The sequence below is a fragment of the Methylobacterium jeotgali genome (assembly GCF_022179345.1).
Taxonomy (GTDB): Bacteria; Pseudomonadota; Alphaproteobacteria; order Rhizobiales; family Beijerinckiaceae; genus Methylobacterium; species Methylobacterium jeotgali.
Genome location: NZ_BPQR01000001.1, coordinates 26,570 through 51,270, shown reverse-complemented (window position 1 = coordinate 51,270; position 24,701 = coordinate 26,570). Strand labels below are relative to the sequence as shown.

Genomic DNA, 24,701 nt, shown 5'->3' with positions numbered 1-24,701 from the left:
GCCCCGTGCAGAGCTTGCCCCCTCAACCAGCCGGTGCCGGTGCGGACGCGCTGATCCGCGTGCGCGACCTCGTCGTGGGCTTTCGCGACCGCACCGTGCTCAAGGGCCTCAACCTCGACATACGCCGGGGCGAGATCCTCGGCTTCGTCGGGCCCTCCGGCCAGGGCAAGTCGGTCCTGACCCGCACCATCCTCGGCCTCGTGCCGAAGCGTTCGGGCACCATCGAGGTGTTCGGGGAGGACACGGACGGGCTCACCACCGCCCGCCGCCGGCAGATCGAGCAGCGCTGGGGCGTGCTCTTCCAGCAGGGCGCGCTGTTCTCGGCGCTCACCGTGAAGCAGAACATCCAGATGCCGATGCGCGAGCATCTGAACCTCTCCGGGCGCCTGCTCGACGAGTTCGCCCGGCTCAAGATCGAGATGGTCGGGCTGAAGCCCGACGCCGCCGACAAGTTTCCCTCGGAGCTCTCCGGCGGCATGATCAAGCGCGCGGCGCTCGCCCGCTCGCTGGCCCTCGACCCGGAGATCCTGTTCCTCGACGAGCCGACCTCGGGCCTCGACCCGATCGGCGCCGGCGAGTTCGACGAACTCGTGGCGACCCTGAAGCGCACGCTGGGGCTGACCGTGTTCATGGTCACCCACGATCTCGACAGCCTCTACACCGCCTGCGACCGCATCGCGGCGCTGGGCGACGGGCAGATCATCGCCGAAGGGCCGATCGAGGCGATGCTGGCGAGCGACCACCCGTGGCTGCGCTCCTACTTCCACGGCAAGCGCGGCCGCTCGCTCGCGGCGCCCGCGGCCGCCGCGCGGCGTGTGCTGCCGCACGGCGCGCCGGCCGCCAATCTCGCAGGGGTCTGACGCCATGGAGACCCGCGCGAACTACGCCCTCGTCGGAGCCTTCACCATCGCCGTGGTGCTGGCCGGCTTCGCCTTCGTGTTCTGGCTTCAGGGCGGCTCCTCCCGCCAGGTCCGCCAGGCCGTGCGGATCGTGTTCTCCGGCAGCGTCGGCGGGCTCGCCAAGGGCTCGGGCGTGACCTTCAACGGCATCCGCGTCGGCGAGGTGCAGGACGTGCGCCTGCTGCCGCAGGACCCGCGGCGCGTCATCGCCGCCGTTCAGGTCGAGCCGACGACTCCCCTGCGCGCCGATACCCGCGCCCGCCTCGATTCCGCGATGCTCACCGGCGTCTCGGTGATCGCGCTGTCGGGCGGCAACGCCGACGCGCCGGCCCTGGCCCAGGGCGCCAATGGCGAGCCGCCGACGATCTTCGCCGATTCCTCCGACATCCACGACATGATGGCGGCGGCCAAGCAGATCGCGCAGCGGGCCGACGACGTGCTCCAGCGCCTCGACAAGATCGTCGCCGGCAACGAGGGCGCCATCAACCGGACGCTCGCCAACGTCGAGGCCTTCTCGAAGACGCTGGCCGATGCCGGCCCCGCCGTGAGCAGCCTCGTCAAGGCCATCGACGGGCAGAAGCTCAACCGCATCGTCGACAACACCGACCGGCTCACCGCCTCTCTCGGCAACGCGGGCCCCGACATCGAGGCCGGCGTGAAGGACGCCCGCTCCCTGGCCGGCAAGCTCAACGCATCGGCCGACCGCATCGACGCCGTGCTGAAAGGCGCCGAGGGCTTCCTCGGCTCCGCCTCGGGGCAGGCCGGCACCAGCACCTTCGCAGAGGTCCGGGATGCCGCGATCTCCGTGCGTGACGCCGGCCGCGCCTTCCGCACCCTCTCGGAGAATCTCGACAAGCGCACCGCCAACATCGCCACGAGCTTCGGCCGCCTGAGCGGCACCGGCCGGCGGGAGGTCGAGGCCTTGTCCACGGACGGCCAGCGGACGCTCAACACCCTGAACCGCACCGTGAAGAGCCTTGAGCGCGATCCCTCGCAGGTGATCTTCGGCGGCAAGCCGTCGTTGCCGGAATACAACGGTGGGCGCTGAAAGCGTCCGCCCCGGAAACGCGGTGCGGCGGCGCACGGCACCGTTCGAGCTTTGCCGTATTGTCAGGGTCGGGCCGCCCTTCGCGAGGCGGCGCAGGTACACCCGTATGCGTTCTCGATCCCCCGCGTCCGTTCTCGGCGCCTGCCTGATAGCCGCCGCCCTCGGCGGCTGCGGCGGTGCCGCGCCGCTGACCTTTGACCTCGCCGCCGTCCCCGGGCAGGCGCGGCAGGGCGCGGTCGCGCGCGCGATCGTGGTGTCCGAGCCCACCGGCCTGCAGCCCTTCGAGTCCGACCGGATCATCGTGCGCGAGCCCGGCGGGGCGCTGTCCTTCCTCGGCGGCGGTCAGTGGGCCGACCGGCTGCCGCGCCTGATTCAGACCCGGCTCGTGCAGAGCCTCGAGAACTCGGGCCGCCTGCGCTCGGTCAGCCGCCCCGGCGACAAGGTCGCCTCCGACTACCAGCTCATCAGCGAGATCCGCGCCTTCGACATCGCCGCCGGCTCCGGCGAGGCGGTGGTCGACCTCTCGGCGAAGCTCATCGCCGACGGCAGCGGCAAGGTCGTCGCGGCCCGCGTCTTCACGGCGCGTGTGCCGGTGGCGAAGGTCGATCCGGGCACGGCCGCCGCCGGCCTCGACGCGGCGCTCGCCAACGTGCTCGCCGATATGGTGCGCTGGGTGAACGCCGGCCGCTGAGCGCACCCCTTCAACCCACGTACTGCTTCAGCACCTCGATCCCGGCGAAGGGCGCCGGCCAGAGCACGATCCGGTAGCGGTCGTCGCCGTCGAGCCTGTCCTCGGACAGGGTGTCGAGGCCCGCGAAACAGACCCGCACGCGGTAGGTGTCCGGCGCCAGATCGATGACGTCGATCGATCCGCCGGTGCATTCGTGGATCTCGAGCTGTCCGGACGGCAGGGCGAGGCTGCCCTCGGCGACGTGATCCCAAGGGTCGAGAGCGGGGTCCGGCGCCGCGGACACGATCTCGATCTCGACGGGCACCTCCATGTTCCGCTCCGGCTGCACGACGAAGAGGTGATCCTCGACCTTGATGCGCCGCTCAACGTCCTCCGGCTTGAAGATGAGCGACGTGTCCGGCGCCGCGCCGCGGTCCCAGAGGTAGAACTGATGGTAGTCCGCGAAGATCGCATACCGGCGGATCATCGATCCTACTCCATCACCGCCGCCTTCATGATGACGACCATGGTCGCCCGGCCCGGCTCGTCGCTGACGCAGCGGACGGTGTGGGGGCGGTCGCAGCGGTAGCGCAGGGTCTCGCCGGTGCGGGCCCGCTGCACGACCCCGCCGATATCGACCTCGAACACGCCCTCGCTCACCGAGAGCGACTCGACGGAGCCGCGCTGGTGGGGATCGGAATCGAGCACGCCGCCGGGGTCGGCCGAGACCTCGTACCACTGGAGCCACTCGACGGTCTTGATCCAGCCGATGATGGCGAGGCGCACCTTGCCGTCCTCGGAGAGCAGGATCGGCGTGTCGGCCCGCGACGAGCGCTCGAGGAACGGCTCCTCGTCGCTGCTCGCCAGCACCCGCTCGATGGAGACGTCGAGCGCCTGGCTGAGGCGCCAGATCGTGGCGAGCGTCGGGTTGGTCTCGTTGCGCTCGATCTGGCTGATGATCGACTTCGCCACGCCCGACTGCTCGGCCAGCTCGGAAAGCGACAGGTTGTAGGCCTTGCGCAGCCGCTGGATGGTCTTGCCGAGCTGTCCCGAGAGGAGCTGGGCCCCGTTCAGCAGGTCCCGCGGCTTGCCGCGCTCGACCCGTTCCGCACTGTCCTGCATCGTACCCGATCCACGAGATCGTTCCGTTATCCGAACGATCGTGCGTTACTTCAAACGCAAACGGGCGGTTGATTCAAGGGATTCGGTCTCCTCGTTCAAGACCAGACGGCATGGAAGTGGTGGACGGGCCCGTGGCCAGCTCCGATCGACAGCCGATCAGCGGCCGCGATGGCGGCGGTGACGTAGCGCTTGGCCTGGACCACCGCTTCGACGAGCGAAAGGCCGCGGGCGAGCCCGGCGGCGACGGCGGCCGACAGGGTACAGCCGGTGCCGTGGGTGTTGTGCGTGGCGATCCGCTCGGTGGCGAGGCGGCGCAGCGTCCCCCCCGCCGTCACGAGATGGTCGACGCTCTCCGAGCCCTCGGCATGCCCGCCCTTCACGAGGACCGCCGGCGCCCCGAGCGCCAGGATGCGGCGCGCTTGCGCCACGGCCTCGGCCTCCGTGCGCGCCACGGCCTCGCCGAGAAGGATGGCGGCCTCGGGCAGGTTCGGGGTGACGAGGGTGATCCTCGGCAGCAGATGCCGGCGCAGGGCGTCGACGGCGGACTCGGCGATCAGGCGGTCGCCGCTCGTGGCCACCATCACCGGGTCGAGCACCACGGGGCAATCGGGCGCGAGCCGGGCGAGGCCAGCGGCGACGGCGTCGATGACGGGCGCCTGCGAGAGCATGCCGATCTTGGCGGCGCGCACGGAGAGGTCGCCGAAGACGCTCTCGATCTGCGCGGCGACGAAATCCGGGGGCACGTCGTGGATCGCCTGGACACCGCGGGTGTTCTGCGCGGTCAGCGCCGTGACGACGCTCGCGCCGTAGACGCCGAGCGCCGAGAAGGTCTTGAGATCGGCCTGGATGCCGGCGCCGCCTCCGGAATCGGAGCCGGCGATGGTGACCGCGATGGGCGTCGTCATGCCCCGCCCCGCTCGGCCAGGGCCGCGTCGACCCGCGCGCGCAGGTCGCGGGCCCGCGCCTCGACGTCGCTCCCTGCGAACAGCGAGGAGATCACCGCGATCCCGTCAGCACCTGCCGCGATCACCGCTGCGGCGTTGCTCGCGTCGATGCCGGCGATGGCGCCGAGCGGCACCTCGCGCCCCCGGGCGAGGCGTGCCCGGAACAGGATGTTGCGAAGGCCGTCGAGGCCGACCGGCGGGTCCGGGTTGTCCTTGCTGGCGGTCGCGAAGACCCCGCCGATGCAGGCGTAGTCCACGGGGAGCCGGTAGAGCTCGTCGGCCTGCGCACCGGTCTTGAGCGTCAGGCCGACGATCGCTCCCGTGCCGAGCAGCCGGCGGGCGTCGGCGGGATGCAGGTCGGACTGGCCGAGATGCACGCCCTCGGCGCCGGCGGCGAGGGCGAGATCGACGCGGTCGTTGACGAGGACGGGCACCCGGCCCTCCACGGCCGTGCGGATCGCGCGGATGCGGGCGAGCGCCGCGCGCGCGTCGGGGATCGCCTTCTCGCGGTACTGAAGGAGGGTGCAGCCGCCCGCCACGGCCTCGGCCGCCATCGCCGCGAGGCGGCCCCCGTCGAGGCCGCTGACGCCGGTGTCGAGAAGACCGTAGAGGCGCAGGTCCGCGCCCGCGCCTGCCTCCCGGCGTCCGTCGATGCTCATCGCCGCGGCCTCCTCACGCTCCGGTCGGTTCCGTTTGGGCGCGCGCCGGGCGGAAGGCAAGCGCCGACGATCAACCGCGATCTCGGCGATGCGCGGACACCCGACGTTGACGCGCCGCACCGATCTGCAACACAGGAGCCGGGAGGGCCCGCGGCTCGGAGCACCTCCGGGACGCGGTGCGCGAGCGCGGTGGCGATGGCCGAGGCGACACGGAACTCCCAGGCCTGGACGGAGCCGAGCCCCTCGTCGGTCGGGCTGGTCGCGGTGATCGTGGCGGCCACGGGCGTCGAGCCGCGCATCCTCACCGTGCAGGCCGCCGGACAGTCGGAGGGGCGTGGGGCCGGGCTTCCCGCCGGCCCGCTGGTGCAGGAGCACGCCACCCTGGAGAAGGGCCTGCGGGCCTGGGTGGAGCGGCAGACGCAGCTCCGGCTCGGGCATGTCGAGCAGCTCTACACCTTCGGCGACCGCGACCGTTCGGCGGGCACCGAGGCCAGGGTGCACTCGCTTTCGGTGGCCTATCTGGCGCTGGCGCGGGAGCTGCGTCCCGCCGGGCTCGCCGAGGCCGGCTGGCGCAACTGGTACGCGTACCTTCCCTATGAAGATTTCCGGCGCGGCCGCCCCGTCGCCCTTGACGCCATCGAGCCGAAGCTGCTCGCCTGGGCGGCCTCGGCCGGCGACGCGAAGCTCCGCCGGCGGCGGGAGGACCGCCTCGGCCTCACCTTCGGGATCGGCGGCAGCGCCTGGAACGAGGAGCGGGTGCTGGAGCGCTACGAGCTTCTGTTCGAGGCCGGGCTGATCCCGGAGGCGCAGGGCAACGCCGGCGCGGCGCACCCGGGCGACCCGACCGGCATGCCGATGGCCTTCGATCATCGCCGGGTGCTGGCGACCGCGATCGGGCGGCTCCGAGGCAAGATCAAGTACCGCCCCGTGGTGTTCGAGCTGCTGCCGCCGACCTTCACCCTGCTCCAGTTGCAGAAGACGGTCGAGGCGCTCTCCGGCACGCTCCTGCACAAGCAGAACTTCCGCCGCCTCGTGGCGCAGCAGGGCCTCGTGGAGGAGACGGAGGACCTCACCACCGGCGCCGCCGGGCGGCCCGCCCGACTCGTGCGTTTCCGCCGGGAGGTTCTGATGGAGCGCCCGGCCCCGGGCCTTCGCCTCATCCCCGGCGCGATCAGCCGTGTCAGGCCGTGAGGCGCCAGACCGGCATCGGCCCCCGGCCCTTCACCTCGACGAGGTGCGGGCCCTCGAAGCGGTAGCGGCCTTCGAGCGCGGCGGCCACCGCTTCCGTCACCTGGATGCGGCCGGCGACGCCGTGGCTCTCCATCCGGCTCGCGAGGTTCACGGTGTCGCCCCAGACGTCGAAGATGAAGCGCGCCTCGCCGATCACGCCCGCCGTCACCGGCCCGGAATGGATGCCGATGCGCAGGCGCAGCGGCGTCCCGTCCGGATCGCGGGTGCCGGCGGCGGCCTCCATCATCTCGCAGGCGGCGCGCATCACCCCGTCGAGATGCCCGGCATCGGGGTGCGGGATGCCGCCGGCGACCATGTAGCAATCGCCGATGGTCTTGATCTTCTCCAGCCCGTGCCGTGCGACGATGCCGTCGAAGCGGCGGAACAGATCGCCGAGAAGACCCACCACGGCCGTGGGCTCCAGGCGCGCCGACAGGCCGGTGAAGTTCACGATGTCGGCGAAGAGGAGCGTCGCGCTGGGGAAGTCGTCGGCGATCGGATGCTCGCCGGAGAGCTTGCGAAGGGCGATCGACGGCGGCAGCACGTTGTGCAGGAGCGCCCGCGCCCGGTCCTCCGCACGGGCCAGCTCGGCCTCGCGCAGCCACGCGATGCGCTGGGTGCGGTCGAGAAAGTAGGAGCCCACGCCCGAGAAGCCGATCACGCTGGCGAGCCAGGCGCCCTGGAACAGCACGAGGAGCGGCGGCTCCGGGCGCAGCACGAGGGTCGCGACGAGGAAGGCCGCCAGCGCCAGCAGGGAGAGGACCGCGCCTTCCACGAAGGTCACGGCGCACAGGGCGAAGCTCGTGACCGCCGCCATCGTGAAGATCGCGCTCGGCGGGCAGTAGGTCAGCGTGTCCGGGGACATCAGCGCGACGCACAGCACCAGCAGCCCGGTGTTGGCGGCGACCGTCGCCGCGCCCGCCGCCTCGATCCAGCGCCCGGGCCTTCGGAGCGCCACCACCGCGAACAGGATCGCGGTCATCGCGATTCCGGCAAGGCGCGTCGCGAAGAGCCCCGGCGAGGGGTCGCTCAGTGTCGCCGCGTCGAGCAGCAGGAAGACGAGCCAGGTCAGCGCACCGGCAAGGCTGCTGATCGCGGTCGCCGTCCGGCGGAACGGCAGGCGGTCGGCATGGTATCGCCGCTCGAGCGCCGGGTCCCGGAAACGCAGGCTCAGCGGCCGGAACGCCCGGTCGGGCGGACGGGCCGCGGCGTCGATGCCGGATGTCGTGGCGGGAAGAGCCACGATCACTCTCAGTGCGGCTGGAGGAGGGCGATCGGGCCGGGCGTCGGGGTCGCGCCCCGCCGCTCCAGAAGGCCGGGCGGGGGCACCGGCGCCTCGATGGTGCAGATCACGCCCTCCGGCTCGTACAGGAGCTGCACGTCCCCGGCGAGCTCACGAGCGAGGCTGCGCTCGATCAGGCGGGAGCCGAAGCCCGTGCGCGTCGGCGGCACCACCGGAGGCCCGCCCCGCTCGGTCCAGCGCAGGGACAGGCGCGTCTCGTCTCCCCGCGAGACCCTCCAGCCGATCTCGACGGTGCCGCCCTCCTGGCAGAGCGCGCCGTATTTCACCGCGTTGGTGCCGAGCTCGTGCAAGGCCATGGCGATGGAGAGCGCCAGCCGCGGCGGCAGCCGCAGGGCCGGGCCGGAGATGCGGAACCGCGAGGGCTGATCCTCGGCGGCATCGAGGGGGCGCACGGCGTCGGCGACGACGGTGCCGAGCTCCGCCCCCTCCCAGCTCTCCCGCGTGAGCACGTCGTGAACGCGGGCGAGCGCCAGAAGCCGCGCCTCGAAGGCGGCGCGGGCCGCCCGCGCGTCCTCGCCCTCGAGCCGCCGCAGGGACTGGCCGGCGATGGACTGCACGGTGGCCAGCGTGTTCTTCACCCGGTGGTTCAGCTCGTGGATGAGCAGGAGCTGGTGCTCGGCGGCGAGCTTGGCGTCGGTGATGTCGACGTTGCAGCCGGTGTAGCCGAGGAAGGTGCCGGCATCGTCGAGCCGCGGCACGCCTTCGCATCGCAGCCAGCGCACGGCGCCGTTCCGGTCGACCACCCGAACCTCGCAGCGGAACGGCAGGCGCGCCGAGAAGGCCTCCGAGAACGCCGTCGAGAAGCTCTCGACGTCGTCGGGATGGACGATCCGCCGCCAGCCGGAGTTGGCGAGCTCGGAGGCGGGCACCCCGAACATGTGGTCGAAATGCATGTTCGCGAAGCTGACCTCGGCGTGCTCGTTGGTCATCCAGATCAGGGCCGGCGCCGAATCGGCCATGTGGCGGAACCGGGCCTCGCTCTCCTTCAGCGCCGAGAGGCCGCGCCGGGTCTCGGCCAGCGCCCGGTCGCGCTCCTCCTCGCGGGTGCGCAGGCGAAGCGAAGCGTCGGAGAGGACCTCGGCGAGGCGGCCGATCTCCTGAACCGGCGAGGCGAGGCGCGGGATCGCCTCGCCCCGCGCCAGCGCCGGGCCGGAGGCCGCGAGCTGCCGGAGCGGGCGCGACACCCGCGACCACAGGCTCACGGCGAAGTAGGAGGCGGTCGCCAGCACCAGCAGGGCGAAGGCCAGGAAGGCGTAGAGCCAGCGGTCGAGCCGCGCGTTGACGATGGTCTTCGGGATGCTGGTGCCGACCGTCCATCCCGTGAGGCGCGACTGGGCCTCGATCACCAGGACGGGCTGCCGCTGCCGGTTGCGGCCCTCCCAGACGCCGGGGGTCGTCGTCAGCGTCTCGCGCAGGCCCTGGTAGCGGATCTGCCCGATCAGCGCCGGCTGCGGAGGCTCCAGCGCCAGGATGTGCTGGCTGCGGTCGGAGATGCCGGTGGTCCAGCCCTCGACCGCCTCCCGGTCGAGGATGCCGGCGAGACGGCTCACCGGCACGTTGATGCTGAGGATGTAGGCGACCTCGCCGGAGGAGAGCACCGGCACCGCGACCGAGTAGGTCGACTGCTCCGGCGTTGTGCCCGAGGTGAAGCCCGAGACCGCGGCGCGGGGCGTGTTGGTGAGAATCTCCCGGTCGACCGGCAGGCTCATTACGGGCAGCGGGCCGCCGCGCTTCGTCGCCGTGCTGACGACGACCTGACCGTCGGGGCGGCGCAGCAGGATGTCGAGGTCGATCGCCTCCCGCACCAGCCGCGCCTGGGCGTCGAACGCGTCGATCTCTCCCTCCCGCAGGCGCGGCGAGGTTGCGAGCGTCTGGAGCACGGAGACGAGGCCCGCCGTGTCGCGGTCGACCGAGAGCGCGATGCCGCGCACGTTCTCGCGGGCGTCCTGCTCGAAGCGGGCGCGTTCCGCTCCGGCGTAGCGGGCGAGAAGGATCGCGGTGAAGATCAGGCCGGGGCCGATCAGCGCCACCACCAGGGCGACGAGGTAGAACTGGGTCGAGAGGCCGCGATCGCCGATGGTGCGCCCGCGCCTCGACAGGCGGGCGGCGAGGCCGCCCCGCGCCTCGGCGGCGCCTCCGGGCCGGTCGGCGGCCATCAGCGCTTGTCCGGCGCGGGGCCGGCGCGTCCCGCGATGAGTGCGCCCGCGATCATGGCCGATCGATATGGCCCAAGTCGCGAGTCGGGTCGAGGCGGTCGCGCACCCGCTGCTTGAGGGCCTTCACGTCGGGAAAGCCGTCGTCGCGCTTGCGCTCCCAGACGCAGTGATCGTCGACCCGGATCTCGAAGACGCCGCCGGTGCCGGGACGCAGGGCGACCTCGCCGAGATCGTCCTTGAAGGTGGAGAGGAGCTCCTGCGCCATCCAGGCGGCGCGCAACAGCCAGTTGCACTGCGTGCAGTAGGCGATCGAGACTCTCGGCTTGGGAGCGGCGTCCGGCGCGTCGTCCATGCCCGGCCAGAGGCCCCGCCCGCTCCCGCTTGTCAACTCTCGCCGGCCCGGCGCGACGGGCCGGTTGCCCTTTTTTGCGGCGGCGGGGTGCCTATCTGTCGCGAAGACCGGCTCAGCTTGTGCCGGAACGCACAGCACGAGGAGACTCCACCCGATGCCCGCAGCCCTGAGCGATGCCGGATCGCGCAGCCCCGTCCTCGCCCGCGTCTTCGGGGCGATCGCCGCGATGATGATGGCGGTCTGCCTCTCGGGCTGCGGCGCCATCAACCGGGTGCCGACGCTCGAGGAGCAGGCCAAGTCCTCCTGGAGCGAGGTGCAGAACCAGTACCAGCGCCGGGCCGATCTGATCCCCAACCTCGTCGAGACCGTGAAGGGCTACGCTCAGCAGGAGAAGGACGTGCTGACGAGCGTGATCGAGGCCCGCGCCAAGGCGACGAGCGTCAAGGTCGACGCCTCGACGGTCAACGATCCGCAGAAGTTCAAGGAGTTCCAGGACTCGCAGAACCAGCTCTCCGGCGCGCTGGGCCGCCTGCTCGTCACCGTCGAGCGCTACCCGGACCTGAAGTCGAACCAGAACTTCCTCGCCCTCCAGTCGCAGCTCGAAGGCACCGAGAACCGCATCGCGGTGGCGCGGCGCGACTACATCCAGTCCGTGCAGGCCTACAACACCGAGATCCGCACCATTCCCGGCCGCTGGATCGCCTCGTGGTTCTACCCGGAGGCGAAGCCGATGGAGACCTTCGCGGCGACTCCGAACGCCGACCGGCCGCCGAACGTGAAGTTCTAGGCCGCACCCGTGCCGGATGATCGGCGCCTGCGCGGGCTTCTCGCCCCGCTGTTCCTGCTCGCCGTCCTGCTGCTCCCGCCCCGCACGGCGTGGGCGGTGGACGTCGCGATGCCGCCGCTGACCGGGCGGGTCGTCGACGGCGCGGCCCTGCTGACCCCGGAGCAGCGGCAGGCCCTCTCCGAGAAGCTGAAGGCCCACGAGGACAAGACCTCCGATCAGGTCGTCGTCGCCACCGTGCGCACCCTCGGCGGCCTCTCGGTGGAGGACTACGCCAACCGCCTGTTCCGGACCTGGGGGCTCGGCCAGAAGAAGACCAACAACGGCGTCCTGCTTCTCGTGGCGCCCAACGACCGCAAGATGCGCATCGAGGTGGGCTACGGCCTCGAAGGCGCCCTGACCGACGCGTTGTCGAAGGTGATCCTGGCGACGGCGGTCGCCCCGCGCTTCAAGGCGGGCGACTGGAACGGCGGCCTCGACGCCGGGGTCGAGGCCATCCTCTCCGTGCTCTCGGGCGATGCGCAGGAATGGCAGCGCCGGGCGGAGGTCCGCGAGGATTCGAGCGACAACGCGCAGTTCGCGATGTTCTTCGCGGTGTTCGTGGTCATCATGATCGTCTTCGCCTTCATGGGCGGCCGGCGCCGGCGCGGACGGGGCGGGTTCGGCGACATCATCGTGCTGCCGGGCCCTTCCGGCGGCTGGAGCGGGGGGCTCTCCGGCGGCGGCGGGTTCAGCGGCGGCGGCGGGTCGTCCGGTGGCGGGGGAGCCTCGTTTGATTTCGACTGGTAGCGCCCGCACCGTCCTCGACGGACCGGCCCGCGAGCGGATCGCCGCCGCCATCGGCCGCGCCGAGGCGGCGACCTCGGCCGAGATCGTGGTGATGGTCGCCGGCCGCGTCGGCCGCTACCGCTCGGTGGCGCTCCTCGCCGCGCTCCTCGTCGGGCTGACGGTGCCCTGGCCGCTGATCTGGTTCACCCGCTGGAGCGCCGCCGACATCGCCCTGATGCAGGCGATCGTCGTGCTTGGCCTGCTCTCGGCGAGCCTGTACCTGCCGTTGCGGATCGCGCTCACGCCCATTCGGATGCGGCGGACGCAGGCGCGGCAGGCGGCGCGCCGGGCCTTCTGGTCCCGCGGGCTCTCCCGCACGAAGGGCCGCAACGGCCTGCTGATCCATCTGGCGCTCGCCGAGCGTCACGCCGAGATCGTCGCCGATGAGGGCATCCTCGAACGGGTCGAGCGTCCGGTCTGGGACGAGGCGCTGCGGCACCTCTCCGCCGCGCTCGAACGCGGCGAGACGGAGGCCGGGCTGATCGCGGCGGTGGAGGAGGTCGGGCAGGTGCTCGCCCGCGTCTTTCCGGGGAGCCCGGACGACGTGGACGAGCTTCCGAACCGCGTCATCGTGACCGGTTGAGACGAGACCTCAGCCGCCGGTGACGCTCATGTGCCGGGGGACGGCCGCCGGGCGGGCCCGCTCGATGACGAAGTCGTGCCCTTTCGGCTTGCGGGAGATCGCCTCGATCACCGCCTCCGTGACGAGCGCGTCGTCGGGCGAGGCCCGCAGCGCCGCGCGGAGGTCGGCGGCGTCCTCCTGGCCGAGGCACATGTAGAGCTGGCCGGTGCAGGTCAGCCGCACCCGGTTGCAGCTCTCGCAGAAATTGTGCGTCAGCGGCGTGATGAAGCCGAGGCGCCCGCCGGTCTCCTCGACGCGCACGTAGCGGGCGGGGCCGCCGGTGCGGTCGGGCAGCGGCGTCAGGGTGTAGCGGCTCTCGAGCCGGGCGCGGGCGACGGAGAGCGGCAGGAACTGGTCGGTGCGGTCGCCCTCGATCTCGCCGAGCGGCATGACCTCGATCAGGGTCATGTCCATGCCGTCGCCATGCGCCCAGGCGATCATGTCGGCGATCTCGTCCTCGTTGACGCCGCGCAGCGCCACCGCGTTGATCTTGACCTTGATGCCGGCCTCGCGGGCGGCCCGCAGCCCGTCGAGCACGACGCTCAGGTCGCCGCGGCGGGTGATGGCGCGGAACTTCTCCGGGTCGAGCGTGTCGAGCGAGACGTTGATCCGCTTCACGCCGAGGGAGGCCAGCGCGTCGGCGTAGCGGGCGAGCTGCGTGCCGTTGGTCGTCAGCGTCAGCTCCGAGAGCGCGCCGCTGTCGAGGTGGCGCGAGAGCCGCCGGAACAGGTGCATGATGTCGCGCCGCACCAGCGGCTCGCCGCCGGTGATGCGCAGCTTGCGCACACCGCGGTCGATGAACACGCCGCAGAGGCGGTCGAGCTCTTCGAGGGTCAGCAGGTCGCGCTTCGGCAGGAACGTCATGTCGTCGGACATGCAGTAGACGCAGCGCAGGTCGCAGCGATCCGTGACCGAGATGCGCAAGTACGTGATCGCGCGCTGGAACGGGTCGACGAGCGGCGCGGCCGGCAGAGGCCGTCCGGCGGGCGGTCGCATCTCGCGTTCACGTGGCAAAATCTGCATTCAATGCGATATGATGCCTCCGGGGCCGGCGGGCAAGCGCGCCGGTGCAACCCTCCCCATCGCCGTGTTCCGATCCCCGTCATCCGAGGAGCCGCCATGACCCCCGACCGTTGGCCGACCGAGATCCGGCTCTCCGGCGACAAGCGCATGCTCAACGTCGCCTTCGAGGATGGCGGCCGCTTCGCGCTGCCCGCCGAGTACCTGCGGGTGTCGAGCCCTTCGGCCGAGGTGCAGGGCCACTCGCCGGCCGAGCGCAAAGTGATCGGCGGCAAGAGCGACGTCGCCATCATCGCCGTCGAGGCGGTGGGCAACTATGCGGTCAAGCTCCGCTTCGACGACATGCACGACACCGGCATCTACGGCTGGAGCTACCTCTACGATCTCGGCCGCGAGTATCGCCGCCGCTGGGGCATCTACCTGGAGGAGCTCAAGGAGCGCGGGCTCTCGCGGGATCCGCGGGTTCCGGCGCCGAAGGGGCATGGCCACAGCCATGGCGGCGGGGGCTGCGGAAGCGGAAGCTGCGGCTGCCACTGAAGGCGACGACGATGCGCAAGGGCTATCGGCAGCTCCTCGAAGAGGCCGCCGCTGCCGTGACGACGCTCGAACCGGCCGAGGCCGCGCGTCTCGTCGCGGACGAGGGCGCCCTGCTCGTCGACCTGCGCGATCCCCGCGAGGTCGAGCGGGACGGACGCATCCCCGGTGCCAAGCACTGTCCCCGCGGGATGCTGGAGTTCTGGATCGACCCCGAGAGCCCCTACCACAAGCCCTACTTTTCCTCGGGAAAGCCGATCGTCTTCTACTGCGCCAGCGGCTGGCGCTCGGCGCTCGCGGCCCGGACGGCCGGCGAGATGGGGCTGGAGTCCCTGCATCTCGGCGGCGGCCTGAAGGCCTGGCGCGAGGCAGGGCTGCCGTTCGAGCCCGGCGGGCCGAGGCCCTAGACCTAGCGCATCGCCGAGGAGCCGCCCTGGTTCCCGCAAGGAGCCCCCCGAGCCGCGCGCCGTCTTTCCATCCGTCACCGCGACGAACCGAGGATGGGACATGCAATCCGGACACGTCACGCTCGAAGCGGCCGAGTCAGAGGCTTTCCCGACCTTCAAGAGGCAGCTTCAGGAGGCCTTCGCGGTGGCCATCATCGAGGAATTCGGGTCCCTCCCGAACGGTCCGGTCCCCTCCGACGCGGATCTCGATGGCATGATGTCGGGGCCGGGAGCCGTCGTTCTGCACATCCTCTGCGACGGACGGCGGGTCGGCGGGGCCGTCGTGACCATCGACGGCAAGACGCATCGCAACGCCCTCGATCTCTTCTTCATCGCGACGGGTGCGCTCGGTCGCGGCCTCGGCCTGAAGGCGTGGCGGGCGATCGAGGAGCGCTATCCCGAGACGCGCGTCTGGCAGACGCACACGCCGTACTTCGAGAAGCGGAACATCCACTTCTACGTCAACAAATGCGGCTTCAGCATCGTGGAGTTCTTCGGTCCTTACCATTCGGACCCGCATGGGCCCGGCTCCAACGATCTGCCGGGCGGCGGCGAGGCGTTCCGCTTCGAGAAGGTGATGAACCGCGCCGGCACGTAGCGCGCGGTCGGACCGCGACGGTGTCGCACACCAAAGGAAAAGGGCCGGCGTCGCCGCCGGCCCTCCCCGCCCCCTCAAGCTTTGCGGCGCCTTAGCGCTGGACGATGACGCGGGTGCCGACCTTCACCCGGGTGTAGAGGTCGCTCACGTCCTCGTTGGTCATGCGGATGCAGCCCGACGACACGGCGGTGCCGATCGTCTCCGGCTCGTTGGAGCCGTGGATGCGGTAGATCGAGCCGCCGAGATACATGGCGCGGGCGCCGAGCGGGTTCTCGAGGCCGCCCTTCATGTAGCGGGGCAGGTCGGGGCGGCGGCGCAGCATCTGGGCCGGCGGGCGCCAATCGGGCCACTCGCGCTTCATGGTGACGGTCTGGACGCCGCCCCAGGTGAAGCCCGGACGGCCGACGCCGACGCCGTAGCGCAGGGCCTGGCCGCCGCCGAGCACGTAGTAGAGCCGCCGCTCGGCCGTCGAGACGACGATGGTGCCGGCACCGTAGGGGCCGGCATAGGCGACCGTCTCGCGGGCGATCGCCGACATCTGCGGCACGGCGGAGCCGGCGAGCGGGTCGGCGGTGTTGAGCGAGGCGTTGGCGGTCGGCACCGCGACGGCGGTCGCCTGCGGGCGCACGCGCACGCTGAGCGCGTTGTCCAGCGGCTGGCGGGTCAGCGGGTCGATCTCGTAGGCGAGAGCCGGCGCGGCCAGCGCGGCGAACGCGCAGGCGGCCCCGGCCAGGAGCGAGCGAAGGGAACGCATCAGGGCCTCTCGTGGGCAGGCGAGTGTCGGGGCGACGCGGTGGAAAACCGATGCACGATGCGGTGCAGGACGTCGCCAACCGGTAAACGAGAGGGCCCCAAAGCCAAGCCGAAATCAGGCGTCCGGAAACGTTCGGCGCCGGTCGTGACTCGGTGGCAACACTGTGTCAGCTTTGCCATAAGCCGGCGCTTTCGCCCGGATTATTTCCTTTCCTTGCAGCAGCCTGCGGCCGCGGGCCGATCTCGCGCCGCGACGGCGACCTTGGTCGAATCGTGGCAACGCCGCGATGGTTGTGAAGGCGCGGGCCGAACGCCGTGTCGCGCCTTCGAGACGATCGGTGGTCATCTGTGGACGCGTGTGGACGGCCGAGGAGGCGTTCCCGTCGGAGCGTCAGGCGACGTCGAGCCCGAGGTCCACGATCGCGGCGCTGTGGGTGATCCAGCCGCAGGAGATCAGGTCGACGCCCGAGGCCGCCACGGCGCCGACGGTCTCGGCGTTGATGCGGCCTGAGGCCTCGGTGATCGCCCGGCCGCCGACCATCCGCACGGCGCGGGCGAGCGTCTCGGGGCTCATGTTGTCGAGGAGCACCGCGTCGACGCCGATGCCGAGTCCTTCCTCCAGCTGCTCCAGGGTATCGACCTCGAGCTCGATCTTCACGAGGTGGCCGACGCCGGCCCGCGCCCGCGTCACGGCGGGCACGATGCCGCCGGCCGCGGCAATGTGGTTGTCCTTGATGAGCACCGCGTCGTCCAGGCCGAAGCGGTGGTTGGCACCGCCGCCGGCCCGCACCGCGTGCTTCTCCAGCGCCCGCAGGCCGGGCGTGGTTTTGCGGGTGCAGACGATCCGCGCCCTGCCGTGCGGCCGCGCCGCCTCGACGAGGGAGGCGGTCGCCGTGGCGATCCCCGACATCCGGCAGAGCAGGTTCAGCGCGACCCGCTCGGCGGTGAGGATGCCGCGGGCGGGCCCGGAGAGCCGGATCACCGCGTCGCCCGGCGCGAACCGGGCGCCGTCGCCGCGTTCGATCGTAACGGAGACGGCGGGGTCGATGAGCGCGAAGGCCAGGGCCGCGGCATCGACACCGGAGACGGTGCCGGGCTGGCGCGCGGCGATCACCGCCTCGATGCGGGCCTCGGCCGGCACCACAGTGTCCGTGGTGATGTCGCCGGCCCGTCCGAGATCCTCGGCGAGGGCGGCGCGCACGATCGGCTCCACGAGGAGACGCGGCTGGGGGGCGAGGTCGGTGCTCATCGGGCCGGTGCTCACGAGGCGGGCACGGTTTCGTGCAGGGTCGCTTCGCCGGGCATGGTGCCGGCGAGCACGACCTCGCTGTGATAGGGCGCGGCGAGATCGGGGAAGTCGCTGCGCCAGTGGGCGCCCCGGCTCTCCCGGCGGCTCAGGGCAGCGCGGGCGACGAGGTGTCCGACGAGCGCCGCCGGGCAGCCCGAGAGCGAGAGCGCGTGCAGCGCCTCCGCCGCGCGGGCGAGCCCGTCCGCGTCGCGCACCACACCCACGTCACGCTCCATGATGGCGCGGATCGCGGCGAGATCGCCGACGCGCCGCGGCTCGCTCGTCTCGGGCAGGATCTCGGCCGTCGGCCCCGTGTCGAGGCCGTCGGCGATCCACCCGGCGAAGGCGAGGGCCTCGAGGAGCGAGTTGCTGGCGAGCCGGTTGGCGCCGTGCAGGCCGGTCGAGGCGACCTCCCCGCAGGCGTAGAGACCCGGCACGCTGCTGGCGCCAGCAGCGTCCACGCGGATGCCGCCCATGTGGTAGTGGGCTGCCGGCCGCACCGGGATCACCTGCCGGGCCGGATCGATGCCGGCGCCCGCGCAGAGCGCCGCCACGGTCGGGAAGCGGCGCGGCATCGCCTGCCCCAGCGCGCCGCGGGCGTCGAGGGCGACGGTGCGGCCCCGCGCCAGCGCCTGGAAGATGCCGCGGGCGACGACGTCGCGGGGGGCGAGGTCGCCGCCCTCGATGCCGGCCATCACCCGCGCTCCGGTCTCGTCGACGAGCACGGCGCCCTCGCCCCGCAGGGCCTCGGTGGCGAGCGGCATCGGATCGGCACCGGTGGCGATGGCGGTGGGGTGGAACTGCACGAACTCGAGGTCGCGCAGCACCGCCCCGGCGCGGGCGGCGAGCGCGAGCCCGCTCGCGAGGGCGCCGCGCGGGTTGGTGGTGGAGGCGTAGAGGCCCCCTGCCCCGCCGGTCGCGAGGACCACGGCCCGGCCGGGGATGCGGAAGCGGGCGCCGTCGCGCTCGGCCACGACGCCGCAGACGGCGCCGTGCGCGTCCCGCATCAGGTCGACCGCCGAAGCGACGACGATCTCGATCGAAGGGGCGCAGAGCGCCGCCCGCACCAGCGTGTCGAGGACGGCGCGGCCGGTGGCGTCGCCGCCGGAGCGCACGATGCGCCGCCGGCCGTGGGCCGCCTCGAGCCCGAGCGCCAGGGCGCCCTCCGGCGTACGGTCGAAGGGCAGGCCGAGGGAGACGAGCCAGTCGATCAGGCCGGGGCCGGCCGCCGCGACGCGGCGGGCGACCTCCGGCTCGGTGAGCCCGGCTCCCGCCGCCTCGGTATCGGCCGCATGCAGGCTCGGGTCGTCGTCGGCGCCGATCGCCGCGGCGATGCCGCCCTGCGCCCAGCCCGTGGCGGTGCCGGTGCCGATGGGAGCGCTGGCCAGCACCGTCACCGGACGGGGCGCGAGGCGGAGCGCAGTCGCGAGGCCGGCGACGCCGGCCCCGACAACGACGACCCGGTCGGCGGGATTGCGCGACAGCGCGTTCATCGCGGCCTCACGGCGAGCATGCGCTCGACGGCGCGCCGGGCGCCCTCGGCGACGGAGGGGTCGACGGTGACCTCCTGCGTCAGGGTCTCCAGCGCGTGCCGGATGTTGCGCAGGCTCATCCGCTTCATGTGCGGGCACATGTTGCAGGGCTTGATGAACTCGATGTCCAGGTTCTGCGCGGCGATGTTGTCGGCCATCGAGCACTCGGTGACGAGCACGACCTGGGGCGGGCGCTTCTCGACGACGTAGTTGAGCATCATCGCGGTCGAGCCCGAGAAGTCGGACTCCGCCACCACCTCCGGCGGGCACTCGGGATGCGCGATCACGGTGACGCCGGGATAGCTCTCCCGCACCTCGCGGATATCGGCAGGGGTGAATCGCTCGTGGACCTCGCAATGGCCGGCCCAGGTCAGGATCTCGATCTCGGGGCACTCCGCCTGGACGTTCTGGGCCAGGAACTCGTCGGGGATCATCAGCACCCGCGGCACGCCCAGCGAGCGCACCACGTCCACGGCGTTGCCCGAGGTGCAGCAGAGGTCGCTCTCGGCCTTCACCGCGGCCGAGGTGTTGACGTAGGTCACCACCGGCACGCCGGGGTAGCGCTCGCGGAGCGCCCGCACGTCGGCGGCGGTGATCGAGTCGGCGAGGGAGCAGCCGGCCCGGCTGTCGGGGATCAGAACCGTCTTGCCGGGGTTCAGGAGCTTGGCCGTCTCCGCCATGAAGTGGACGCCGGCGAGCACGATCACGTCGGCGTCGACGTTCACCGCCTCGCGGGCGAGCGCCAGGCTGTCGCCGACGATGTCCGCCACCGTGTGGAAGATCTCCGGCGCCTGGTAGTTGTGGGCGAGGATCACCGCGTTGCGCTCGCGCTTCAGGCGCAGGATCGCCTCGATGTCCGGCGCCAGCGCCGGCCACTCGATCGCCGGGATGTGCCGGCTGACCTTGGCGTAGAGATCCGGCAGCGGCAGCCCGCCGGGAACCGGCGACGGCGTCGTGCGGGAGAGCGGAGCAGTGGTGGCCGCCATGGCGTCCTCCTTTATGCTCAGTTTGAGCATTTCGACGCCTAACTTAGGGACGACCGGCACCCGAGTCCAGATATGCTAGTTCTGAGCATATCTCCCGCACTGCGGGAGACTGCGCCATCCGTTATCGCGCCGCACAGCGTCGCGGACGGCTCTCCGGGCGGTACAGACCCGGCTTCCCAAGGCGTCGGCGTCTTGCCTGCGCTGGGCAGAGCGTGTCGTCGGCGGCCGATAAGGCTTCGCCGTCGCCGTGAGACCGGCGCCTGGGCCTCTTCGGCTCGCGCCGATTGTGCATCTGCACAAAGAATCCGCCGGATCGCGTCGCCTCGATGCCTCGGGCACCGCGGTCCCCGCAGGGGCTGCATGGGTCGGTTGTGCGGGACGCGCGCTCGGGACGAAAGCCGTCTGAGGGCGCGGCAGATCCGTCCGGGTTGATCTATGTTGAAGCGGCGCCCGCGCCCATCGCCGACAAGCCTTCTCAAGGAGACGCCAAGCGCTCCGGGGCCTCAGCGATCGGGATCTTGATGACCGATGATACGACCGGCGACGACGGGATCGCCGCCGCGGACATCCCGCCGGGCCTGTCGGCCAAGGTTCGACAGCATCTCGGCCAGATCCTGCGGGACCTCTACGCAGGCGAGCGCCCTTCCGAGCCTCCCTCGCGCTTCGCGGAGCTCATCGCCCGGCTCGACGGCGCCGTCGCGGGAGGCAGGGAGCAGGATGAGATCGATTTCCGTGAGGGCTTTCTTCAGGCGGTGCCGAGCCTCCAGAACTTCGCGATGTCGCTCACGCGCAACCCGTCGCAGGCGGACGACCTCGTTCAGGACACGCTCCTGCGGGCCTGGCGCAGCCGGGCGGGCTTCGCGCCGGGCACCAACATCGGCGCCTGGCTGTTCACGATCATGCGCAACGCCTTCTACAGCGCCCATCGCCGCCGGGGCCGCGAGGTGCAGGACACCGACGGCGGCTATGCCGGCCGCGTCGGTACGGTGCCCGAGCAGGGCGGACATCTCGATCTCCAGGACGCCCAGGCGGCGCTCGGCCGGCTTTCCGCGCCGATGCGGGAGGCGCTGGTTCTCGTCGCCATCGAGAACCTCAGCTACGAGCAGGCGGCGGAGGTGCTCAACTGCCGCATCGGCACCGTGAAGAGCCGCGTCTGGCGCGCCCGGGACCAGCTCGCCGCCATGCTCGGCTACTCCGCCGACGAGGTCGGCGCCGACCATACCACTCTCTCCGTCCTCGCCGGCGGAACCCTCTCGGAAGCCTGACGCGCCCTCGGTTGACCTGAGCGGTCCGGCGGCCGAAACCGGTCGGGAGGATCGAGAGGGGCGAGACGTCGACTTTGCCGGATGAGAGCCGCGCGCCGCAGCGTTTCAACGCGGCCCGTTACTGTCTGGCGGAGAACGCCCGTCTGCGCCCGGACAAGCCGGCCCTGGTGCTCGCCGGTCCCGAGACGGCTTCCGTCCTCACCTTCGCCGAGGCGGATCGCGCCGTGCGTGGCATCGCCGCCGGCCTGGAGGCGCTCGGGCTGCCGCCGGGCGCGCGGGTGATGATCCGCATGGGCAACGAGGCGGACTACGTCCTCGCCTATTTCGGCGCGCTCGCCGCCGGCCTCGTCGCCCTGCCCTCCTCGCCGCAGCTCACCGCCGAGGAAGCCGGCTTCCTGCTGCGGGATGCCGACGCGAGCGTCGTCGTCCATGGAAACGGCATCGCGATCGAAGGCGCGGATGCGCAAGGGCGCATCCTGCTCGGTCCCGAGGCGATCGCGGCGATGAAGACCGGCCCGGCGCGGGAAGACTACGCCGACACCGCCGCGGAGGACCCGGCGACCCTCGTCTACACCTCCGGCACCACCAGCCACCCGAAGGGCGTGCTGCATGCCCATCGCGCAGTCCATGCCCGGCGTCCCATGCACGCCCACTGGCTCGGCCTCACCGAGGCCGACGTGATGCTGCATGCCGGCACCATGAACTGGACCTACACGCTGGGCGTCGGCATCGCCGACCCCTGGGCGGTGGGGGCGACGAGCGTGGTCTACGAGGGGCCGCGCGACCCCGGCATCTGGCCGGCCCTGATCGCCCGCCACCGCGCGACCCTGTTCGCGGCCGTGCCGAGCGTGTTCCGGCAGCTCCTGAAATATGCCGGCGCCGACGCCTCCGATCTCTCGAGCCTGCGCCACGGCGTGACGGCCGGCGAGGCCCTGAGCGCGGAGCTTCTGGAAGCCTGGACGCGGGCGACGGGCAAGCCGCTCTACGAGGCCCTCGGCATGAGCGAGGTCTCCACCTACGTGTCGAGCGGCCCGACCATCCCCGTGCGTCCCGGTTCGCCCGGCCGCCCGCAGCCGGGCCGGCGCGTGGCGATCCTGCCCGTCGACGGGCCGCCGGAGCCCCTGCCCCCCGACGAGGTCGGTCTGCTCGCCGTGCACCGCTCCGAGCCCGGCCTGATGCTCGGCTACTGGAACCGTCCCGACGAGGAGGCCGCGGTGATGCGCGGCGACTGGTTCGCCGGCGGCGACCTCGCCCGCCTCGACGCGGAGGGCTACCTCTGGTTCGAGGGCCGCAACGACGACCTTATGAACGCCATGGGCTACCGGGTCTCGCCTGTGGAGGTCGAGGCGGCGCTTGCCGCCCATCCCGATGTCGCCGAGGTCGGCGTGGCGGAGCTCGCCGTGCGCGCCGATGTCAGCGTGATCGGCGGCTTCGTGGTGCTGAAGCCCGGTGCCGTCGCCGACGAGGCGGCGCTGATCGCCTGGTGCCGGGATCGGCTCGCCGCCTACAAGTGCCCCCGCGCCATCCGCTTCCTCGGCGCGTTGCCGCGCACCGCCAACGGCAAGGTCCAGCGCAAGCGCCTCGCGGCAGCGTCCGCCCGATGAGCGCGGCGCCTCCCCTGCCGCTCTCGGTCTTCGTCATCGCGCGCAACGAGGCCGACCGCCTCGGCGCGACGCTGCGGGCCGTGCAGGGCCTCTCCGACGACATCGTCGTGATCGATTCCGGCTCGAGCGACGGCACCCAGGAGCTGGCGCGAAGTCTCGGCGCGCGGGTAATTCACAACGACTGGCCGGGCTACGGCCCGCAGAAGCGCTTCGGCGAGGAGCAGTGCCGGCACGATTGGCTGCTCAACCTCGACGCCGACGAGGTGATGCCGCCTGATCTCGTCGCCGAGATCCGCGCCCTCTTCGCCCGTGGCGAGCCGGACAAGCCGGCCTGGTCCGTCGGCATCGCCGAGGTCTTCCCGACGGAGAGGCGGCCGCATCCCTGGGCCTACACGCTGACGCCGGTGCGCCTCTACCGCCGCGACGTCGGGCGCTACTCCCCTTCCCCGGTGCACGACCGGGTGGCGCTGCCCGAGGGCACGCCGACGGGCCGGCTGCGGGGCGTGATCCACCATTTCTCGGTGCGCTCGCTCGGCGACCAGCTCGACAAGCTCAACCGCTACTCCGACCAGCAGGCGGACGACCTCGCCGCCCGCGGCGTCGCCATCCCGAGCTGGCGGGTCTTCGTGGAGCTGCCCGGCAACTTCCTGAAGGCGTATTTCGGCCGGCGGCACTTCGTGCGCGGCGTCTACGGTTTCCTGACGGCGATGAACTACGCCATCTCCCGCCATCTGCGTGTCGCCAAGCACTACGAGCGCCGCCACACCAGGGCGCCCGCGCCACAGCGCGACCCGGCAAAGCCCGAGCGCCTTGACCCGCCCGCACCGACCTTCTAGAGCCGGGGCCTGGGGAGACGTGGCCGAGAGGCTGAAGGCACTCGTTTGCTAAATGAGCATACCCCTAAAAAGGGTATCGAGGGTTCGAATCCCTCCGTCTCCGCCAGTTCAACAGTCTGAGTTCATCGGCGTTTTCGTCGCCGCAAGCTCTCTCTCGGCCTGTGGAGCGAACCTGTCGGACTTCACCGGTTGCGAGTACGTGCGCCTGGTGACGCCGCCTCAATCGCTGTTGCGAATCCGCTCGCGCCAAGAATCCAGCGTGTCGGCGATGGTCTGCTCCCAGGTGAATCGTGGCCTCCAGCCCAGCCGTTCGCGCAGCCGCGCCGCGTCGCCGACGGCGAAGGGCGTGTCGTTGGGGCGCAGGCGGGTCGGGTCCGGCTCGACGGCGATCGGCACGCGGGCCTGGGCGACGAGCGTGTCGAGGGCGTCGCGGATGGGCCGGGGATGGCCGGAAGCGACGTTGAGGATCAGGCCGGGCGGCAGCTCGGGCGCCGCGGCCGCCGCCGTGTAGGCCGCGACGACGTCGCGCACGTCGAGGAAGTCGCGCAGCGCCTCGAGATTGCCCACCCGCAAGGTCGGTTCCTGAAGGCCCGCCTCGATCCGAGCGATCTGCGCGGCGAAGGCCGGCACCACGAAGGCCTCGGTCTGTCCGGGGCCGGTATGGTTGAACGGGCGCATCCGCACCGCCCCAAGCCCGTCGCGGGCCATCTGCCCGACGAGAAGGTCGGCGGCGGCCTTCGAGGCGGCGTAGGGGTTCGTCGGATCGAGGAGCGCGTCCTCGTCGAGGGGCTCGGCGCCGCGCCGGAAGGTGCCGCCATAGACCTCCGAGGTGCCGACGAAGACGAAGCGCGCCCCCGGCGCGTGGCGCATCACCGCCTCGGCGAGATGCCGGGTGCCGTCGAGGTTGACCCGCCAGGTGCGGCTCGGATCGGCGCGGGCCTCCTGGAGCGCTGCGATGGCGGCAAGATGCACGACGCAGGTCGGGCGCACCTCGCGGATCGCGGCGTCGGCCCCCCCGGCATCGGCGATGTCGAAGCGCAGGCCCGTCGTGCCGTCCGGCGCCTGCTCCGCGCCGCGCAGGCCCGCGAACAGGCCGGCCGCCGGTAGCGCCGATTTCAGGGATCGGACGAGATGGCGGCCGACGAACCCGGCCGCACCCGTGACAAGGATGCGGGCGGCAGCGCCGGTCAGCTTCGCATCGGCCATGCCGGCTCGCACCTCT

General features: G+C 72.0%; 26 protein-coding genes and 1 tRNA gene. 14 read left to right on the top strand and 13 right to left on the bottom strand.

Going from position 1 to position 24,701, the window contains the following annotated elements:
* Window positions 1-14 precede the first annotated feature (14 nt).
* From MFF04_RS00255 to MFF04_RS00245, 3 genes are all read left to right on the top strand, one after another.
* On the top strand, window positions 15-860 hold the full coding sequence (locus tag MFF04_RS00255; protein WP_238273481.1) for an ABC transporter ATP-binding protein: 846 nt from the start codon (window positions 15-17) through the stop codon (window positions 858-860).
* A gap of 4 nt (window positions 861-864) precedes the next feature.
* Window positions 865-1,947: an MlaD family protein gene (locus tag MFF04_RS00250; RefSeq protein ID WP_238273480.1), complete on the top strand. Its 1,083-nt coding sequence runs from the start codon at window positions 865-867 to the stop codon at window positions 1,945-1,947.
* Between the two features lie 106 nt (window positions 1,948-2,053).
* Entirely contained in the window at window positions 2,054-2,638 is a 585-nt protein-coding gene (locus tag MFF04_RS00245; RefSeq protein ID WP_238273479.1) for an ABC-type transport auxiliary lipoprotein family protein, read from the top strand.
* Window positions 2,639-2,648: 10 nt separating this feature from the next.
* Here MFF04_RS00245 and MFF04_RS00240 read toward each other — a convergent pair whose 3' ends face one another.
* From MFF04_RS00240 to thiE, 4 genes are all read right to left on the bottom strand, one after another.
* Window positions 2,649-3,104: a hypothetical protein gene (locus MFF04_RS00240; protein WP_238273478.1), complete on the bottom strand. Its 456-nt coding sequence runs from the start codon at window positions 3,102-3,104 to the stop codon at window positions 2,649-2,651.
* A gap of 5 nt (window positions 3,105-3,109) precedes the next feature.
* Window positions 3,110-3,739, bottom strand: coding sequence for a helix-turn-helix domain-containing protein (locus MFF04_RS00235; protein ID WP_238273477.1), 630 nt, complete (start codon window positions 3,737-3,739; stop codon window positions 3,110-3,112).
* Window positions 3,740-3,834: 95 nt separating this feature from the next.
* Window positions 3,835-4,644: a bifunctional hydroxymethylpyrimidine kinase/phosphomethylpyrimidine kinase gene (gene thiD, locus MFF04_RS00230; protein WP_238273476.1), complete on the bottom strand. Its 810-nt coding sequence runs from the start codon at window positions 4,642-4,644 to the stop codon at window positions 3,835-3,837.
* Window positions 4,641-5,342, bottom strand: coding sequence for a thiamine phosphate synthase (gene thiE / locus MFF04_RS00225; RefSeq protein WP_238273475.1), 702 nt, complete (start codon window positions 5,340-5,342; stop codon window positions 4,641-4,643). Before thiE ends, thiD begins: the two co-directional genes overlap by 4 nt.
* A 195-nt stretch (window positions 5,343-5,537) precedes the next feature.
* Here thiE and MFF04_RS00220 point away from each other — a divergent pair, with 195 nt between their 5' ends.
* Entirely contained in the window at window positions 5,538-6,533 is a 996-nt protein-coding gene (locus MFF04_RS00220) for an NUDIX hydrolase (RefSeq protein WP_238273474.1), read from the top strand.
* On the opposite strand, the gene MFF04_RS00215 is transcribed toward MFF04_RS00220, so the two are convergent.
* Genes MFF04_RS00215 through MFF04_RS00205 form a run of 3 tightly spaced genes read right to left on the bottom strand, consistent with a single transcriptional unit; the run spans window position 6,523 to window position 10,383 of the window.
* Complete coding sequence (locus tag MFF04_RS00215) at window positions 6,523-7,815, bottom strand: adenylate/guanylate cyclase domain-containing protein (protein ID WP_238273473.1); 1,293 nt, start codon at window positions 7,813-7,815, stop codon at window positions 6,523-6,525. The two genes, MFF04_RS00220 and MFF04_RS00215, sit on opposite strands and share 11 nt — an antisense overlap.
* A gap of 8 nt (window positions 7,816-7,823) precedes the next feature.
* Complete coding sequence (locus tag MFF04_RS00210; RefSeq protein ID WP_238273472.1) at window positions 7,824-10,031, bottom strand: sensor histidine kinase; 2,208 nt, start codon at window positions 10,029-10,031, stop codon at window positions 7,824-7,826.
* A gap of 52 nt (window positions 10,032-10,083) precedes the next feature.
* On the bottom strand, window positions 10,084-10,383 hold the full coding sequence (locus tag MFF04_RS00205) for an Rdx family protein (protein WP_238273471.1): 300 nt from the start codon (window positions 10,381-10,383) through the stop codon (window positions 10,084-10,086).
* A gap of 154 nt (window positions 10,384-10,537) precedes the next feature.
* On the opposite strand from MFF04_RS00205, the gene MFF04_RS00200 reads away from it, so the two are divergent.
* Genes MFF04_RS00200 through MFF04_RS00190 form a run of 3 tightly spaced genes read left to right on the top strand, consistent with a single transcriptional unit; the run spans window position 10,538 to window position 12,578 of the window.
* Window positions 10,538-11,170 (top strand): LemA family protein, encoded by a 633-nt coding sequence (locus tag MFF04_RS00200; RefSeq protein ID WP_238273470.1) that lies wholly within the window; start codon window positions 10,538-10,540, stop codon window positions 11,168-11,170.
* 9 nt (window positions 11,171-11,179) lie between these two features.
* Window positions 11,180-11,956 (top strand): TPM domain-containing protein, encoded by a 777-nt coding sequence (locus tag MFF04_RS00195; RefSeq protein ID WP_373319916.1) that lies wholly within the window; start codon window positions 11,180-11,182, stop codon window positions 11,954-11,956.
* Window positions 11,940-12,578 (top strand): TPM domain-containing protein, encoded by a 639-nt coding sequence (locus tag MFF04_RS00190; protein ID WP_238273469.1) that lies wholly within the window; start codon window positions 11,940-11,942, stop codon window positions 12,576-12,578. The genes MFF04_RS00195 and MFF04_RS00190 overlap by 17 nt, the downstream gene beginning before the upstream one ends.
* Window positions 12,579-12,587: 9 nt before the next feature.
* On the opposite strand, the gene moaA is transcribed toward MFF04_RS00190, so the two are convergent.
* On the bottom strand, window positions 12,588-13,613 hold the full coding sequence (gene moaA, locus MFF04_RS00185; RefSeq protein WP_238273468.1) for a GTP 3',8-cyclase MoaA: 1,026 nt from the start codon (window positions 13,611-13,613) through the stop codon (window positions 12,588-12,590).
* A gap of 123 nt (window positions 13,614-13,736) precedes the next feature.
* Between moaA and MFF04_RS00180 the strand changes: the two genes are divergently transcribed.
* The 3 genes from MFF04_RS00180 to MFF04_RS00170 all read left to right on the top strand — a co-directional run bounded on the left by MFF04_RS00180 (window position 13,737) and on the right by MFF04_RS00170 (window position 15,215).
* Window positions 13,737-14,174: a gamma-butyrobetaine hydroxylase family protein gene (locus tag MFF04_RS00180; protein ID WP_238273467.1), complete on the top strand. Its 438-nt coding sequence runs from the start codon at window positions 13,737-13,739 to the stop codon at window positions 14,172-14,174.
* A gap of 11 nt (window positions 14,175-14,185) precedes the next feature.
* Window positions 14,186-14,578, top strand: a complete 393-nt coding sequence (locus MFF04_RS00175) for a rhodanese-like domain-containing protein (RefSeq protein ID WP_238273466.1) — start codon at window positions 14,186-14,188, stop codon at window positions 14,576-14,578.
* Between the two features lie 100 nt (window positions 14,579-14,678).
* Complete coding sequence (locus MFF04_RS00170; protein ID WP_238273465.1) at window positions 14,679-15,215, top strand: GNAT family N-acetyltransferase; 537 nt, start codon at window positions 14,679-14,681, stop codon at window positions 15,213-15,215.
* A gap of 91 nt (window positions 15,216-15,306) precedes the next feature.
* On the opposite strand, the gene MFF04_RS00165 is transcribed toward MFF04_RS00170, so the two are convergent.
* The 4 genes from MFF04_RS00165 to nadA form a co-directional block, all read right to left on the bottom strand.
* Window positions 15,307-15,969, bottom strand: a complete 663-nt coding sequence (locus MFF04_RS00165) for a L,D-transpeptidase (protein WP_238273464.1) — start codon at window positions 15,967-15,969, stop codon at window positions 15,307-15,309.
* A gap of 390 nt (window positions 15,970-16,359) precedes the next feature.
* Entirely contained in the window at window positions 16,360-17,217 is an 858-nt protein-coding gene (gene nadC / locus MFF04_RS00160; protein ID WP_238273463.1) for a carboxylating nicotinate-nucleotide diphosphorylase, read from the bottom strand.
* An 11-nt stretch (window positions 17,218-17,228) separates the two neighbouring features.
* Window positions 17,229-18,749 carry an L-aspartate oxidase gene (locus MFF04_RS00155; protein ID WP_238273462.1) on the bottom strand — a complete coding sequence of 507 codons (1,521 nt, stop codon included), beginning with the start codon at window positions 18,747-18,749 and terminating at the stop codon, window positions 17,229-17,231.
* Window positions 18,746-19,774 carry a quinolinate synthase NadA gene (gene nadA / locus MFF04_RS00150; protein WP_238273461.1) on the bottom strand — a complete coding sequence of 343 codons (1,029 nt, stop codon included), beginning with the start codon at window positions 19,772-19,774 and terminating at the stop codon, window positions 18,746-18,748. Before nadA ends, MFF04_RS00155 begins: the two co-directional genes overlap by 4 nt.
* A 521-nt stretch (window positions 19,775-20,295) precedes the next feature.
* On the opposite strand from nadA, the gene MFF04_RS00145 reads away from it, so the two are divergent.
* From MFF04_RS00145 to MFF04_RS00130, 4 genes are all read left to right on the top strand, one after another.
* Complete coding sequence (locus MFF04_RS00145) at window positions 20,296-21,039, top strand: sigma-70 family RNA polymerase sigma factor (protein ID WP_238273460.1); 744 nt, start codon at window positions 20,296-20,298, stop codon at window positions 21,037-21,039.
* Window positions 21,040-21,113: 74 nt separating this feature from the next.
* Window positions 21,114-22,643 carry a class I adenylate-forming enzyme family protein gene (locus MFF04_RS00140; RefSeq protein WP_238273459.1) on the top strand — a complete coding sequence of 510 codons (1,530 nt, stop codon included), beginning with the start codon at window positions 21,114-21,116 and terminating at the stop codon, window positions 22,641-22,643.
* On the top strand, window positions 22,640-23,479 hold the full coding sequence (locus MFF04_RS00135; protein WP_238273458.1) for a glycosyltransferase family 2 protein: 840 nt from the start codon (window positions 22,640-22,642) through the stop codon (window positions 23,477-23,479). The genes MFF04_RS00140 and MFF04_RS00135 overlap by 4 nt, the downstream gene beginning before the upstream one ends.
* A 13-nt stretch (window positions 23,480-23,492) precedes the next feature.
* Window positions 23,493-23,585 (top strand) — tRNA-Ser (locus tag MFF04_RS00130).
* Between the two features lie 113 nt (window positions 23,586-23,698).
* Here MFF04_RS00130 and MFF04_RS00125 read toward each other — a convergent pair.
* On the bottom strand, window positions 23,699-24,685 hold the full coding sequence (locus MFF04_RS00125; protein ID WP_238273457.1) for a GDP-mannose 4,6-dehydratase: 987 nt from the start codon (window positions 24,683-24,685) through the stop codon (window positions 23,699-23,701).
* Between the last annotated feature and the right edge of the window lie 16 nt (window positions 24,686-24,701).